The 14,308-nt window shown below is 62.6% G+C and carries 14 protein-coding genes; 1 reads left to right on the top strand and 13 read right to left on the bottom strand.

The features are described from left to right. Positions 1 to 49: 49 nt before the first annotated feature. From A8B82_RS18050 to A8B82_RS18005, 10 genes are all read right to left on the bottom strand, one after another. The gene (locus A8B82_RS18050; RefSeq protein ID WP_067295569.1) at positions 50 to 769 is read right to left on the bottom strand and encodes an alanyl-tRNA editing protein; all 720 of its coding nucleotides are present in this window, start codon (positions 767 to 769) and stop codon (positions 50 to 52) included. Continuing rightward, on the bottom strand, positions 766 to 3,180 hold the full coding sequence (locus A8B82_RS18045) for a DUF3772 domain-containing protein (protein ID WP_067295566.1): 2,415 nt from the start codon (positions 3,178 to 3,180) through the stop codon (positions 766 to 768). The genes A8B82_RS18050 and A8B82_RS18045 overlap by 4 nt, the downstream gene beginning before the upstream one ends. Beyond that, entirely contained in the window at positions 3,180 to 4,208 is a 1,029-nt protein-coding gene (locus tag A8B82_RS18040) for a cysteine synthase A (RefSeq protein WP_067295563.1), read from the bottom strand. Before A8B82_RS18040 ends, A8B82_RS18045 begins: the two co-directional genes overlap by 1 nt. A 15-nt stretch (positions 4,209 to 4,223) precedes the next feature. Then, positions 4,224 to 5,357: an NUDIX domain-containing protein gene (locus tag A8B82_RS18035; RefSeq protein WP_067295561.1), complete on the bottom strand. Its 1,134-nt coding sequence runs from the start codon at positions 5,355 to 5,357 to the stop codon at positions 4,224 to 4,226. Positions 5,358 to 5,361: 4 nt separating this feature from the next. Next, on the bottom strand, positions 5,362 to 5,802 hold the full coding sequence (locus tag A8B82_RS18030) for a TrgA family protein (RefSeq protein WP_067295558.1): 441 nt from the start codon (positions 5,800 to 5,802) through the stop codon (positions 5,362 to 5,364). Between the two features lie 15 nt (positions 5,803 to 5,817). Further along, complete coding sequence (locus A8B82_RS18025; RefSeq protein ID WP_067295557.1) at positions 5,818 to 7,029, bottom strand: SAM-dependent methyltransferase; 1,212 nt, start codon at positions 7,027 to 7,029, stop codon at positions 5,818 to 5,820. A gap of 57 nt (positions 7,030 to 7,086) precedes the next feature. After that, positions 7,087 to 8,511 carry a cryptochrome/photolyase family protein gene (locus A8B82_RS18020; protein ID WP_067295554.1) on the bottom strand — a complete coding sequence of 475 codons (1,425 nt, stop codon included), beginning with the start codon at positions 8,509 to 8,511 and terminating at the stop codon, positions 7,087 to 7,089. A gap of 68 nt (positions 8,512 to 8,579) precedes the next feature. After that, positions 8,580 to 9,806 carry an aminotransferase class V-fold PLP-dependent enzyme gene (locus A8B82_RS18015; protein WP_067295839.1) on the bottom strand — a complete coding sequence of 409 codons (1,227 nt, stop codon included), beginning with the start codon at positions 9,804 to 9,806 and terminating at the stop codon, positions 8,580 to 8,582. A 94-nt stretch (positions 9,807 to 9,900) separates the two neighbouring features. Continuing rightward, positions 9,901 to 11,547 (bottom strand): BCCT family transporter, encoded by a 1,647-nt coding sequence (locus tag A8B82_RS18010; RefSeq protein WP_067295551.1) that lies wholly within the window; start codon positions 11,545 to 11,547, stop codon positions 9,901 to 9,903. Positions 11,548 to 11,669: 122 nt separating this feature from the next. After that, on the bottom strand, positions 11,670 to 11,933 hold the full coding sequence (locus tag A8B82_RS18005) for a hypothetical protein (RefSeq protein WP_162493224.1): 264 nt from the start codon (positions 11,931 to 11,933) through the stop codon (positions 11,670 to 11,672). A gap of 59 nt (positions 11,934 to 11,992) precedes the next feature. Here A8B82_RS18005 and A8B82_RS24225 point away from each other — a divergent pair, with 59 nt between their 5' ends. Further along, a complete protein-coding gene (locus A8B82_RS24225) occupies positions 11,993 to 12,166 on the top strand; it encodes a hypothetical protein (RefSeq protein WP_161489470.1) in 174 nt (57 codons plus the stop codon). A 44-nt stretch (positions 12,167 to 12,210) separates the two neighbouring features. On the opposite strand, the gene A8B82_RS18000 is transcribed toward A8B82_RS24225, so the two are convergent. The 3 genes from A8B82_RS18000 to acuI are packed head-to-tail and all read right to left on the bottom strand — an operon-like array spanning position 12,211 to position 14,150. Then, on the bottom strand, positions 12,211 to 12,630 hold the full coding sequence (locus tag A8B82_RS18000) for an HIT family protein (protein WP_067295547.1): 420 nt from the start codon (positions 12,628 to 12,630) through the stop codon (positions 12,211 to 12,213). 51 nt (positions 12,631 to 12,681) lie between these two features. After that, complete coding sequence (locus A8B82_RS17995; protein WP_067295545.1) at positions 12,682 to 13,170, bottom strand: hypothetical protein; 489 nt, start codon at positions 13,168 to 13,170, stop codon at positions 12,682 to 12,684. Then, a complete protein-coding gene (acuI, locus tag A8B82_RS17990; RefSeq protein ID WP_067295542.1) occupies positions 13,167 to 14,150 on the bottom strand; it encodes an acryloyl-CoA reductase in 984 nt (327 codons plus the stop codon). Before acuI ends, A8B82_RS17995 begins: the two co-directional genes overlap by 4 nt. Between the last annotated feature and the right edge of the window lie 158 nt (positions 14,151 to 14,308).

The following is a 14,308-nucleotide window of genomic DNA, read 5'->3' as shown; positions in this document are numbered from 1 at the left end:
GGGCACCTGGGGTGCAAGAGGGAAAATGGGCCTATCTTGCACCCTGCCCTCAGCTTTCGAGATGCAGATGGATGCGGCGGCTCTGGCGGCCCTGCTTTTCGATCCGGCCCAGCCGCAGCGCGCCGATCTCTCCGGTGCGGGCCACATGGGTGCCGCCGCAGGGTTGCACGTCAATCGGGCTGTCCGGGTCGCCGATCCGCACCAGCCTGATCTGCGTTGCGCCGCGTGGCGGCTGCACCGCCATCGTCCTGACCAGATGCGGGTGCGCGTCCAGTTCGGCCCCGGTGATCCAGCCATCGGTGATTTTCGCATCCTGGCTGACAAATGCGTTCAGCGCCGTGGTGATGGCGTCGCGGTCCTGGGTCATGTCCGGCATGTCAAAGTCGATCCGCCCCTGGCTTACCGAGATCTGCCCGCCCGTCACCGGATAGGGGATCACCGCCGTCAGCAGGTGCAGCGCCGTGTGCAGGCGCATGTGGCGATGGCGGCGATCCCAGTCCAGCGCCTGGGTCACATGGGCACCCAGCGGCGGCAGGGCCATCGCCTCGGAGGGGACCAGGATGATGTCATCGCCCTGCCCCCTGATCGCGGTTGCCACGGGCATGTGCTGGCCGTCCCAGTTCAGCCAGCCGCTGTCGCCCGGCTGGCCGCCGCCCGTGGGATAGAAAACCGACCGGTCGAGGATGATCCCGCCCTCGTCGGTCAGCGTCTTGACCACGGCGGGCGCATCGCGCCGGTAAGGATCGTCCAGAAAAAGAGGCTGCGTCATGCGGTTGTATCGTCCGGCTTGTCCTTGGCGGCGGTTGGGTCCGGTTCCTTTGCGCCATCCCTGGTATTTTCCGCGCCCTTGCGGGGCGACAGCACTTCGGGATTGCGCAGCCAGAGATCACGCTGGGCAAAGGGTATCTCGATCCCCTCCTTGGCAAAGCGTTCCGCAATCTGGTGGTTGATCTCATTCTTGACCACCATCATCCAGTTCACATCGCGCAGGAAACACCTGATCTCGAATTCCAGCGCATCGGCCCCGAAGTTCAGGAACAGCACATTGGGCGCGGGCGTGCCCAGGACCATCGGCTGCGCCTCTGCGATTTCGCGCAGCAGCGTGTCGATCCTGCGGGTGTCGGTGCCATAGGCCACACCGACAGGCACGATCAGCCGTCCCACGGTGTTGCCCCGTGTGTAGTTGGTGACCGTGCCCGACACCAGATCGGCATTCGGCACGATGACATCGGTCTTGTCAAAGGTCTCGATCCGGGTGGACCGCACGGAGATGTCGCGGACATACCCCATCTGGCCGCCCACTTCGATCCAGTCGCCTTCGGAAATCGGGCGTTCGATCAGCAGGATGATGCCGGAGACAAAGTTCGACACGATGTTCTGCAACCCGAAACCGATGCCCACGGAAAGCGCGCCCGCGACAATGGCCAGCGAACTGAGGTCGATCCCCGCCCCGGTGATGGCGGCCAGTGCGGCAAGGAAGATACCGACATATCCCAGCCCCGAGATAATGGCGTTCTGCCCCCCGATGTCGATCTTGGTTTTCGGCAGGACATTGCTGCGCAATGCCGATTGCACCAGCCGGGTAAGCGCATAGCCGATGGCAAAGATCACCGCGAAGGTCAGGAAATCGGTCGGGGAAATACGGCTGTCGCCCACCGCAAAACCGCGCCCGACGGCCTGCCAGAGTTCGGTCAGGTCGGTGACCCGCGCGCCCCAGACAAGCGCCAGCACCGGCAGGACCAGCAGCAGCAGGATCATGCCGAATAGCACCGGCATCAGCGCATCGCGGGCCGCCTCGCCCTGCCCGGTCAGCGCACCGTAAAGCTCTGCCAGGAACCGTTGCAGCACCATCACCAGCCCCAGCAGGACCAGCGTCATGATAAAGGGTGGCATCAGCGCATCGACGGCCTTGAAATAACCGGCGGCCAGCAGGACGGGCGACAACGCACCAATCACCACAGCCCCGATGCCCAGGCCCCGCACCACACGTCCGAATGTGCTGGCGCGGGCCTCTGTCAGGGGATCATCCGTCGCGGCGGAAGGTTCGACATAGCCGCGCAGCAGGACACCGATGCGGTACAGCATGAGGCTGGAGACCACCAGCCAGGGAAAGACCAGCACCGAACGCGATACTGCCGCGCTGTCGCTGGTGTCGAGGACCTGCCCGATCAACTCGGTGATGACGATCATCACCGTGATCATGCTCACGTGAAACCGGGCTTCCTTGCGCTTGTCCTGCGACAGCAGCAGAAGCGCCTCGTCATCATCGCGTGAGAATACCCGTTCAGAGACCCAGCGCACCGCCAGCATGATCCCGCCCAGAAAGCTGATCACCAGCAGGATGTTCTCGCCCTTGGGGCCAAGGACGTCTGAGGATATGACCGCGAGGGCAAGGGCAACAAGGCCCGAGGCCGGCAGGAAGATGCGCAGCAACGAGACCATGAAGCGCCAGATGCCAAAGCCGCGCGCGCCGTATTTCTGCAAGGACCGCACGATCATGCTCGCCCAGAACCGGCCCCGCAGGATCAGGACCAGCCCCAGCGCCGACAGCAGGACCACCACCGGCAGGTTTTCCCGCAAGGAGGACCAGGTGCGCGCATTGGCTGAATTCGGCGTCTCGTTGCGCAGTGCCGTCAGTGCGGTGGTGAGATCGACAAGCGCCGGTTGCCAATGGGCCGGGTTCAGCGGCGACGGGGTCACGGTCAGCAATTGCCGCGTCTGGCGTTCGCGCAGGATCGTATCAATCTGCCCTACCAGGCTGTTGGCACGGACAAATTCCGTCTCGGCGCGCTGGACCGGCACCAGAAGGCCGCTCAGTTCATCGTTCAGCGCTTTGCGTTGTGCTGCAACGTCCGGCGGTTCGGCATCTGCGGTTGCGTCGTCGGGAACAGGCCCAAGCGCCGCGATCTGTTCGCGCAGGGTCTTGATCCGGGCCGCATTGATGTTGCGCGCGTCGTCGAATTCACCGCGAAACTCGGCGATCCTGCCGCGCATTGCCTCCAGTGTTTCGTCTGTCCCGTGATTCTGGTCGATCGCGCTTTCGGCTTCCCGTGCCAACGTTTCCCATCTGTCAAAGTTGGGAACGGCCGCTTCAAAGGTGGTATCCTGCGCAGTGGCTGCACCGGCAGCCAGACACAGGACAATCGCCAGCCGCGTGAAAAGCCGGGCAAACCGGACCATCACAGTTCCTCGAACACACCCGGAATGGATGCCGGCGCCTGGTCAAGCCAGTCCGGAGTCGGAAGGCCTTTTTCCCTCAGGAATTCGGGGTTGAAGAGCTTGGACTGATACCGCGTGCCAAAGTCGCAGAGGACCGTCACGATGGTATGGCCCGGCCCCATTTCCTTTGCCATGTGCATGGCCCCTGCCACGTTCACCCCGCTGGAGCCGCCAAGGCACAAGCCCTCTTCGGCCAGCAGATCAAAGACCACCGGCAGCGCCTCCGCGTCGGGGATGCGGTAAACCATGTCAGGGGTGAACCCTTCGAGGTTGGCCGTGACACGGCCCTGCCCGATGCCTTCGGTGATGGAATCGCCGCCCGGATCCTCACCTGTGTAGATCTTGGTCATGCCGGAACCGTCCGGATCGGCAAGCGCGACTTTCACGCCCTTGGGCTGCAAGGCCATGGCGATCCCGGCCAGCGTACCGCCTGTGCCGATGGCGCAGACAAAGCCATCGACTTTGCCCTCGGTCTGGGACCAGATCTCGGGGCCCGTCCCCTCGATATGGGCCTGACGGTTGGCGACGTTGTCAAACTGGTTGGCCCAGATCACACCCTCATTGCTGTCGCGCGCCATTTTCTTGGCAAGGCGTTCGGAATAGCGGATGTAGTTGTTGGAATTGCTATAGGGCGCGGCAGGCACCAGCACCAGTTCGGCCCCGGCAAGGCGCAGCATGTCCTTCTTTTCCTGGCTCTGGGTCTCGGGCATGACGATGACGGTCTTGAACCCCATCGCCGCACCAACCAGTGCAAGGCCAATGCCGGTATTTCCGGCGGTGCCTTCGACAATGGTGCCGCCCGGTTTCAGCTCGCCCCGCGCGATGGCGTCACGGATGATATACAGTGCCGCACGGTCCTTGACCGACTGGCCGGGGTTCATGAATTCGGCCTTGCCGTAGATGTCACATCCGGTTTCCTCACTGGCCTTGCGCAGTTTGATAAGCGGTGTGTTCCCGATGGCCTGTGCCAGATCAGATGCAACGTGCATGGATGCCCCCAAAGGTTATGTCGCCTCCGGTGTATCCCCCGTGCATGACAACCTCAAGCGGTCCCTGTGCCGCGCCAGCCAGAAGGCCGCGAGGCCAAGCGGTGCATTGGCGGCACCAAAGCCCTCGACCAGCGCCATCAGATCGTCGAAGGACAGGATATGGGCGCGGATGTCCTCACCCTCTTCGGGCAGCCCGCCAATGCCTTCGGCGGCATCGGGCAGATCGGCGATGCCAAGGAAAATATAGTAAAATTCGGTGGAATTGCCGGGGCTGGCATAGACTTCGGCAATCGGTTCGATGGCTTTCAGGGTCAGGCCCGCCTCCTCCTGCGCCTCGCGTATCGCCGCCGCGCGCGGGGTTTCGCCGGGGTCGATATGGCCTGCGATGGGTTCCAGCTGCCAGACGGTCCTGTCACCGCGCGCCAGCGGCCCCATGCGCATCTGTTCGACCAGCAAGACCCGGTCGCGCAGCGGATCATAGGGCAGCAGGATCGCGGCATCCGCGGCGATGAACACCGCGCGGTCCTCTACCGGTGACATGCTGCCGTCGAAACGCTCGAACCGGACCTTCATGTCATCCAGCGCAAAGAAATGGGCATAGGACCGCTGGCGCGCCTCGATCACGGTCTTGCCGGACTTGGTCAGCGCCCCGTGGCGTGACGTGGCGGCATTCAGCCGCGACTGGGCACGTTTGCGGATCATCGGGAACATCGCGGCGACCTGATCGCGGCTGCGGCTGCCGAAATATCCCATCACCTCGCGCGCCGCTTCGCAGCTCAGCGCCGCCCAGTCCGCTTCCCATTCTGTCAGGGACCAGGGGCCAAACGGCGTCCAGCGGTCAGCTTCGGGCAGGTAGACTTCCGCAGTCTGCCCGTCCGCCAGCACCATCTCGACCAGATCATAGGCGAAACTGCCTTCGTAGAAATTCAGCCGCGCGATATCCGCATCGGTCAGCCCGCGCAGGATGACCCCTTCTGCGGCCCCTTCCGTGCAGGGTTTGATCAGCGGGAAAGGCCCCTCCGTCACCGCAAAGGCCGCGTATCCGGGCAGGAATGCCCGATGCAGATCCAGCTTGTCGGCGGGGTGATCCAGAACAATCTCAAGCAGGGGCTTGTGGCGCAGGCTTCCGTAGAAGAACAGGTTTCTCACGCTGTCATTTCCAGTGTCTGCTGGCATATTCCGTCAGCAAGCCGCAGATGACCCCGCCCACGACAAGGGTCACGCCGATCTGGACCGTCGCGATGATCACCACAAATTCCGCGCCGATCTGAAACACCGCCACGATCGCCTCAAAGGCGTCGTCATAGCGGTTGCGCATGGCCAGACGCACCATCTCGTTGATGGCCTGCACGCCAACCCCCCAAAGCATCAGCACAAAAACACCCGTCAGCCCGTTGTTGATCGCCGCCGTGGTGCCGCGGCCCGCACGGGACCCCATCACCAGCCAGCCGCAGGCCAGCCCAAGAAAGATGTTCACCGGAATGAAATTCCCGAAATCGGTGCTTTCGGGCATCAGCGGCATCACCATGCCAGAGATCACGTAGGCCAGGACCGCCAGCGAAGCGGCGGCGACAAGTCTTGCGGCGGTCGGCATTTTGGTCCCTTCAGATCAACCCGGTCGCCTGATCGTAATCTGCGTCACATCACAATTGCCACTGTCAAATGTCGCAGCGCAGGATGTGAGGTAAAAATTCCACATTCTGCGGAACCGCTCGTCAAAGCCCATGGCCCTGATCTGATCCCACTTGTCATTGAAGGTTTCATGCCAGCGCCGCAGCGTGATGTCGTAGCTTTTGCCGAATTCAACGGATTTGTCGACGATCAGACCCGCCTTTTCCACCTGCTCGCGCAGGATCGTCGGGCTGGGCAGCATACCGCCGGGAAAGATGTATTTCTGGATGAAATCCACACCGCGTTTGTAGACCGGCCAACGGCGGTGATCGACGGTGATGATCTGAAGCGTTGCCGCCTTGCCGGGTTTCAGCCGGTCGCGGACGGTCTGGAAATAGACCGGCCAGTATTTCTCGCCCACCGCTTCGAACATCTCGATACTGGCGATGCCGTCGTAATGGCCACGCTCATCGCGGTAGTCTTGCAACTTGAAGTCCACGAGGTTGGAAAGACCAGCCTTTTCAATGCGTTCAATCGCATACTTGAACTGCTCTTCACTGATGGTCAGCCCGGTAACCCGCAGGCCCCGCTCCTTGGCCGCATATTCGGCGAAACCGCCCCAGCCACAGCCGATCTCAAGCACATGGTCGCCGGGTTTGACCCCCATCTGATCCACCATGCTCTTGTATTTCTCGGTCTGCGCGGCCTCAAGCGAGGCCTGCGCGCCATCCTCGAACAGGGCCGAGGAATATGTCATCGTATCATCCAGCCAGAGCGCGTAGAATTCATTGCCCAGATCATAGTGATAGCTGATATTCCTGCGCGCCTGACCCTTGTGGTTGCGTTGCAGCCAGAACCGGAACTTTTCAAAGGCACGCACCAGCCCCTGCCCGGGAAACCCGTCATAGACGTTCTCGTTGCCCGCATGCACCAGGTCCATGAAAGCCTGCAAATCGGGCGTGGACCAGTCCCCGTCTAGGTAGGCATCGCAGAACCCCAGGTCGCCCTCGCGGATCAGGCGGGCGAACAGGTCATCGCTGTGGATGTGCAGTTCGGCCACCGGGCCGGGGTTCGCCCCCTCGGCCCGAAACACCCGGCCGTCGGCGAGGTGAAAATCGCAACGACCGTTCTGTATCTGCCGGGCCATGTCAAAAACATGGGAGAAATATCGCGGCAGGCCGGTTTGACCTTCGGTACTGGTATGGATCATGTCCACTCCATCTGATGCGCCATCCGATTTTAGCCGGAGTGGCGGGATTAACAATTGTTAAAAGTCTCGGTTCTCATAGGCTTGCAAGGCACGCGCCCGCCCGTCAGCGGCGCTGACGATGGGGTCGGGGTAATCGTCGTCTGGCGAGAGCCCCCAGTGGCGCGGCATCGCGTCAAAGAACTTCAGCGCATCCTCATGCGGTCTGGCCCGCCCTTCGGCGATCCAGCGGCTGGCATAGGCGCGGTCCTTGTCAAATTTGTCGAGCTGTGTCTCGGGATTGAAAACCCGGAAATAGGGGGTCGCGTCGGGGCCGGAACCCGCCGACCACTGCCAGCCCATCGCGTTGCTGGCCGGGTCCCAGTCGATCAGGCAGTCCTCGAACCAGTCCAGCCCGATGCGCCAATGGGTCAGCAGATGTTTCGTCAGGTAGCTGGCCACGATCATCCGGCCCCGGTTGTGCATCCGCCCCGTTACGTAAAGCTCGCGCATCGCGGCATCGACAAAAGGGATGCCGGTGCGCCCCTTCTTCCAGGCCCAGACCTCGGCGGCGCGCGCGTCCTCCTGCCAGGGAAAGGCATCCCAATCCGCGCGCCAGTTGTCGGTCAGGATGCGCGGGGTGTGATGCATCAGGTGATAGGCAAACTCGCGCCAGACCAGTTCCTTGAGGAAGGTTTCGGCACCCCGCTTGCCCTCCTCGCGCGCCCGCAGCCCCGCGTGCCAGCATTGGTGCGGGCTGATTTCCCCAAGCGACAGGTTTTCGGACAGGTTTGAGGTGCCATCCTCGCCGGGAATGTCGCGGCTGTCGTCGTAACCCTCCACGATCCGGGCCATGAAAGCACCCAACCGCGATTGCGCCGCCGTTTCGCCCAGCCGGACAAAGGGGCGCACAACATCCGCACCGCGATTCATCGCGGCCCCCATCCGCCATTCCGTCAGATCGTCACTGTCCGGCCAACTGTCCGGCGCGCGGATGCGGGAGGGTGCGGTAAGCGGCGCATCCACATCCCTGTGCTTCACGTTGTTCCAGAACGGTGTAAAAACCTTGTAGCAGTCACTCTGCTGTGTCTCGACCGTCCAGGGTTCAAACATCAGGTGCCCGCCGAAGGACCGCGCGTCGATTTCGCGCTCCTTGAGGGTCTGTTTGATCCTGCTGTCCCGCGCCACGCTTTCGGGGTCATACAGCCGCGACCAATAGACCGCCCCGGCCCCGGTCTGGTCGATCAGCCGGGTCAGCGCCGCCAGCGCGTCGGCATCCCGGCGCAGGATCAACCGGCTGCCCTTGTCCTTCAGCGTCTCGGCCAGATGCGCCACGCCCAGGCCCAGCCGCCATTTCGGCGCGGCCCCCAGCCCTTCCGACAGGCTGTCATGGATGAACACGGGGATCACCGGCCGCCCGCTGTCGCAGGCAGCAACAAGGGCTGCATGGTCGCTCAGCCGCAGGTCGCGGCGGAACCACATCAGGATCGGTGTATTGTCGTGCATCTCGCCTGTCTTTGCCAATCTCTCTGGGTGAGAGTTAGGTCAGACACGGGCGAGGCAAGGCTTTGGTTTCACAAAACCGCATCAAGAGCGGTCAAAAGCTGGTCGATCTCCCCGGCAGAGGTGTAATGGGTAAAGCTGAGCCGCAGCACACCCTTTGCCGGGTCGACGCCCATGGCCCCCAGCGCGCGGCCCGCGTAGAAATCGCCGCCCCCCGCCATGATGCCATGCTGCGCCAGATCAACCGCGACCTCCTCACCGGGGCGGTTCAGGGCCAGGGCAACCGTCGGCGCGCGGTTCCGGGCCGTGTCCGGGCCGATCAGCCGCACCGAATTGCGGCTTTTCACCGCGTCCAGCAGTGGCTGCAAAAGGGCCGTTTCATGGGCGCGCATCAGATCATGCACAGCCCCGGCGCGCGCCACAGGTGACGCATCACCGCCGATGTGGTGGCGATAGGCGTCATCGACATAATCCGCCATCCCGGCGCAGGCCGCGATCTGCGCGTGGTCCGGCCCGGCCGGTGTGAAGCGTTTGTAAAGCGTGTCGCCGTTGAAGACATGCCCCTGGTTCGGCAGCAACGCCCCCAACGCGCGGCGGACCACCATCAAGCCCTGATGCGGGCCAAAGGTCTTGTAGGCCGAGAACAGGTAGATGTCCGGCCCCAGCGCCCCCACATCGACAAAGCCATGCGGCGCATAGGACACGCCGTCAACGCAGACAAAGGCACCGGCGGCATGGGCCAGCGCGGTGATCTCCACCACCGGATTGACCTGCCCCACCACATTGGAGCAATGCGGAAAGCAGACCAGCCGCACCTTGTCATCCAGCAGGTTCTCCAGGTCATCCGGGTTCAACTGGCCGGTTTCCGGGTCGATGCACCATTCGCGCAGCTCGATCCCCCGGTCCGCCAGCCTGCGCCAGGGCCCGGTATTCGCCTCGTGATCCTGATTGGTGACAATGATCGCCTCACCCGGCTCCAGCAGTTGGCCAAAGGCCTGCGCCAGTACATACGTATTCTGCGTGGTCGAAGGGCCAAAGCTCAGCTCGTCGGTTTCCACCCCAAGCATCGCGGCAAGCCGCTGGCGCGCCTCGTCCATCTCTGCCCCGGCCAACTGACTGGCGGGATAGGGCGCATAGGGCTGCACCTTGCGCTGGGTGTAATAGCGGGTCAGCCGGTCGATCACGGGCTGGCAGGTATAGGACCCCCCGGCATTTTCAAAAAAGGCCTGCCCCTGCAACGATGGTTCGGCAAAGGCGGGAAACTGCGCGCGCACCCAGGCGGTATCAAGATCTGTCATGGGCAAAGGGTTCGCCGCAGCCGCGCCCAAGGTCAAGGCAAAAGAAAAAGGGCACCCCCATCGGGATGCCCTTGTCTTGTCGCTGTGGTTGCGTTCAGCGCGTTTCGGCGCGTTCACTTTGCAGGCCACGGAAGATGCAGTAGCACATCAACAGCAGCACAACCGTGAACAACAGCCCGGTCGAGATCACCATGGACTGCAACGCGGCCAACCCGCCGCCCAGCAGCAGGGCAATCGCAACCGCACCTTCAAAGATGCACCAGAACACCCGCTGCGGCAGCGGCGCGTCGATCTTGCCGCCTGCGGTGATCGTGTCGATCACCAGGCTGCCCGAATCCGACGAGGTCACGAAGAACACGATCACAAGCACGATACCGATGAAGGAGGTGATCGACGCCAGCGGCAGTTGATCCAGCATCTTGAACAGCTGCAACGGAAGCTCCGCATCCTGTGCCCCAGTGTAGGCATCGGTCAGCACCTGGCTGATTGCGGTGCCGCCAAAGATCGACATCCAGACCACACAGACCATGGAGGGGATCAGCAGCACGCAGATGACGAATTCACGTACCGTGCGGCCCCGGCTGACGCGGGCGATGAACATGCCCACGAAAGGCGACCAACTGATCCACCAAGCCCAGTAGAACGCTGTCCAGCCTTGCGAGTAATTGACGTCTGCGCGCCCGAACGGGTTCGACAGGGCCGGCAGATACTCGACATAGGCTTTCAGGCTGTCCCAGAAGAACGCCAGCAGGAATGCCGTCGGCCCCACGATCAGGGTGAACAACGCCAGCAGACCGGCAAGACCCATGTTGATCTCGGACAGGACCTTGACCCCACCGTCAAGGCCGCGCACGACCGATACCAGCGCAATAGCGGTGATCACGGTAATCAGCACGACCTCTGTGGTCTTGGAGATTGGAATGCCGAACAACTCATTCAGACCGGCATTCGCCTGTGTCGCGCCAAAGCCCAGCGATGTGGCCAGGCCGAACAGGGTCGCGAAAACGGCAATGATGTCGATCACGTGACCGGGCCAGCCCCAGATGCGTTCGCCCAGCAAGGGGTAAAAGGCCGAGCGAATGGTCAGCGGCAGACCCTTGTTATAGGTGAACAGCGCCAGCGCCAGCGCCACCGTGGCATAGATCGCCCAGGGGTGCAGCGCCCAGTGATAGATCGTGGCGGCCATGCCCAGACGGACGGAACCGGGCTCATCACCCGTGGCGGCCCCCAGCGGGGCCCAGTCCGTGCGCAGCCCGTTTTCGCCAACAGCCGTCTCTCCGAAGGCGGTAGAGAAGTGCGTCAGCGGTTCGGACACGCCGTAAAACATCAGCCCGATGCCCATGCCTGCCGCGAACAGCATCGCGAACCAGCCCATATAGGTATAGTCCGGTGCCGCATCCGCGCCGCCCAACCGGACGGAGCCGAAGGGTGTCACGATCAGCAGGAGTGCAAAGACGACCACCAGGTCGGCGGCCCCGATCAGGAACCAGTCGAAATTCTTGGTGGTAAAGCCGAACATCCAGGAAAATGCCGCGGAGGCCTGTTCCGGCAATGCCAGCGTGTAGAACACGAACGCGACAATCGCGACCGCCGAAATGGCAAATACCGGATTGTGAATGTCGAACCCGAATTTACCAATTGACCCGTCGATATTGTCCTGGCCAATTTCGTATTGCGTGTCGATCACATCCGACACACCTTCTGGTTCGGGTATGCCTTGATTTGTGGTTTCATCAACCATCACTGTCCCCTTGTTTCTGTTCTGTGTGAACCGGGATGACTAACAGGTGGCAACCTGAGCGCAACCCGGTTTGGGTCGGAGGGCCCGATAGATCACCGGCCCCCCCGGTTGATTTGAAAGGCTTATTCCGCCGGGCGCGCATCGACCAACTTGGAATATGTCACCATGCCGGACACCTCCCGTTTGCCGTCATTATAGATTGTCTTGATCAGCGAAATCGCCATCAGGACCACCACCAGCGAGAACGGCAGCGCGGCCCCCCAACCTGCCCAGAGGAGCACACCCAAGATCACAACCAGACCAATGATGATCTTGGCCGTGATTGTCACGTCGATGCTGAAACCGCGATAAAAACCGCTGTCTGCGGTCTTGGTCGGCAGTTTCATCAGTGGAGGTCCAAGCGCCATACGAATTGTCCCTGTCTTATTGTTATGCATCAAAGCCTATGGCCCGATCCATCGAACACAAAGAAAAAGGAAACGTTTTCTATCAATGGCTTACCGGAAACCTCTTTAACCCGGGCGCTGTGTTTGCATTAAATTTGAGCAAAATCGCAGGCGCGCAGCCCGTGTCACGGGCCGCCGTTGCCGCCCGTCCTGACGCATTTGAAATCAATTAGGTCGGTATCGCCCGCCGATTCGGCAGGAAAATCAGGCGATTCCCTCAACCTATGGCGGCTGCGATCTTCTCGGCGTGGCCCTTGATCACATCCATGTCGCCCATCGTGCCGGGGGGCCGCATCGGCAGGCCCTCGTGCCGGGGATGGATGTGAAAATGCAGGTGGAACACCTCCTGCCCGCCTGCCGCCTCGCTGAACTGCTGCAGGGTGATGCCATCGGCGTCAAACGCCGTCTTTGCGGCATTTGCCACCTTGCTGACCGTTGCCATACAGGCCGCCAGCTGCGCCGGTGTCGCATCCAGAATATTGCGGCAGGCCGTCTTCGGGATCACCAGGCAATGGCCGTCGGTGCGTGGCATGATGTCCATGAAACACAAGGTTTCGTCGTCCTCATAGACCTTGAAGCTGGGAATTTCGCCGCGCAGGATCTTGGCAAAGATATTCTGGTCGTCATAGGCGGTCATCGGGCTCTCCTGAACTGGTTCGGCCCGTTGTAAGACGATCCTGCGCCGCCGTCACCCCTTGCGAAGCTTCCGCGCCGCCGCCCGCAACAGGCTGCGCGCATAGCGCTTGTGAAACGGTGTCAGAATGCGCACGATCCGGGGCAACTCGCGGCCCGGCGGTGCCATCACGGCAGACCCGAAAAGCAGCCGGGTGTCACCAGCCTCACCGGGGGCCACAGCCAGCCAGGAACAGGTGCCGCCCCGCAGGTCGCAGAGCAGGATCTGCCCTTCCTCCCGCGCCTCCACCCGCCAGATCGCGAAACCTTGCGCACCTGCGGCCAGTGCTGCAACCTCGGTATCCGCAATCCGGCGGCGCAACCCCACCGACAGCACCAGCCGCTCCAGACGGAACAGCCAGGTGGTATAAAAACGGGTGATGAACTGCGCCAAATCGACCCGACCGGAAACCGCAACCTCATAGCAATCGGTGTAGTTCGCCCCCTGCCCCACATGGCGCGACAGGAAGGCATTCTGTGGCACGGCCACGGCGCGCGGGGTCATGCGTTCACATCAACCACAACCCGGCCCTTGACCTGTCCCTTGAGGATATCCGCGCCCAGCCCGGGCAGATCACCCAGCGTGGCCGGTTGCACCATCGCCTCCAGCTTGTCCATCGGCAGGTCCGATGCGATCCGTTCCCAGGCGCGCAGGCGGTTCTGATAGGGTTGCAGCACACTGTCGATGCCCAGCAGGTTCACCCCCCGCAGCAGGAAGGGAATGACCGTGGCAGGCAGTGCCGCGCCCCCGGCAAGCCCGACGGCGGCAACCGAGGCACCATATTCCATCTGGCCCAGCACCCGCGCCAGCATGGCACCGCCCACGGCATCCACACAGCCGCCCCATGTCTCGCCTTCCAGCGGGCGTTTGGTGGTCTCGTTGATCTCCTCGCGGGCGACAATCTGGCTGGCACCCAGGCTCTTGAGGTAATCCGCAGTCTCGGGCCGCCCGGTGACAGCAGCCACCTGATGGCCAAGGTTGGCCAGAATCGCGGTCGCGACCGACCCCACGCCGCCTGCGGCCCCGGTCACCAGCACCGGGCCTTTCTTGATGCCGTGATCCTCCAGCGCCATCACCGCCAGCATTGCGGTGAAACCGGCAGTGCCCACGGCCATCGCCTGACGCGTATCCAGCCCCTTGGGCAGCGGCACCAGCCAATCGGCCCTGACCCGCGCCTTTTGGGCATAGCCGCCCCAATGCGCCTCACCCACGCGCCAGCCGGTCAGCACCACCTTGTCGCCGGGCTTGTAGCGGTCGTCATCCGATGCCTCGACCGTCCCGGCAAAGTCGATGCCCGGCACATGCGGATAGTTCCGCACCAGCCCGCCGCCCGGCCCGATGCACAACCCGTCCTTGTAGTTCACCGTCGAATATTCCACCGCCACGGTCACATCGCCATGGGGCAGATCGTCCACGCCAATCTGCTCCACCGCCGCCGATGTCTTGCCCTCGTCGTCCTTGTTCACGATCAACGCGTTGAACATCTCTCATCCTTTCCGGGCGCTCCGCCCATTTCCTGGCCCATCTCTTTTTGGCCTTCAAATATTCCCGGGGTCCGGGGCAGCGCCCCGGTGCCACCGATGTCTCCGCGCCAAAGCCAGAAACCCTCGCGCAGGATCGCCTCCTGCATTCCATTCGGTCG

Origin of the sequence: Sulfitobacter sp. EhC04 (assembly GCF_001650875.1) — a bacterium.
Taxonomy (GTDB): Bacteria; Pseudomonadota; Alphaproteobacteria; order Rhodobacterales; family Rhodobacteraceae; genus Sulfitobacter.
The sequence above is the reverse complement of the archived record's forward strand: the minus strand, read 5'-3'. Positions and strand labels throughout refer to the sequence as shown.

Excerpts from the sequence above, each read along its gene's own strand:
- A8B82_RS18050 (WP_067295569.1), bottom strand. The coding sequence starts at position 769 with ATGACGCAGCCTCTTTTTCTGGACGATCCTTACCGGCGCGATGCGCCC.
- A8B82_RS18045 (WP_067295566.1), bottom strand. The coding sequence starts at position 3,180 with ATGGTCCGGTTTGCCCGGCTTTTCACGCGGCTGGCGATTGTCCTGTGT.
- A8B82_RS18040 (WP_067295563.1), bottom strand. The coding sequence starts at position 4,208 with ATGCACGTTGCATCTGATCTGGCACAGGCCATCGGGAACACACCGCTT.
- A8B82_RS18030 (WP_067295558.1), bottom strand. The coding sequence starts at position 5,802 with ATGCCGACCGCCGCAAGACTTGTCGCCGCCGCTTCGCTGGCGGTCCTG.
- A8B82_RS18025 (WP_067295557.1), bottom strand. The coding sequence starts at position 7,029 with ATGATCCATACCAGTACCGAAGGTCAAACCGGCCTGCCGCGATATTTC.
- A8B82_RS18020 (WP_067295554.1), bottom strand. The coding sequence starts at position 8,511 with ATGCACGACAATACACCGATCCTGATGTGGTTCCGCCGCGACCTGCGG.
- A8B82_RS18015 (WP_067295839.1), bottom strand. The coding sequence starts at position 9,806 with ATGACAGATCTTGATACCGCCTGGGTGCGCGCGCAGTTTCCCGCCTTT.
- A8B82_RS18010 (WP_067295551.1), bottom strand. The coding sequence starts at position 11,547 with ATGGTTGATGAAACCACAAATCAAGGCATACCCGAACCAGAAGGTGTG.
- A8B82_RS18005 (WP_162493224.1), bottom strand. The coding sequence starts at position 11,933 with ATGAAACTGCCGACCAAGACCGCAGACAGCGGTTTTTATCGCGGTTTC.
- A8B82_RS24225 (WP_161489470.1), top strand. The coding sequence starts at position 11,993 with ATGGCCCGATCCATCGAACACAAAGAAAAAGGAAACGTTTTCTATCAA.
- A8B82_RS18000 (WP_067295547.1), bottom strand. The coding sequence starts at position 12,630 with ATGACCGCCTATGACGACCAGAATATCTTTGCCAAGATCCTGCGCGGC.
- A8B82_RS17995 (WP_067295545.1), bottom strand. The coding sequence starts at position 13,170 with ATGACCCCGCGCGCCGTGGCCGTGCCACAGAATGCCTTCCTGTCGCGC.
- acuI (WP_067295542.1), bottom strand. The coding sequence starts at position 14,150 with ATGTTCAACGCGTTGATCGTGAACAAGGACGACGAGGGCAAGACATCG.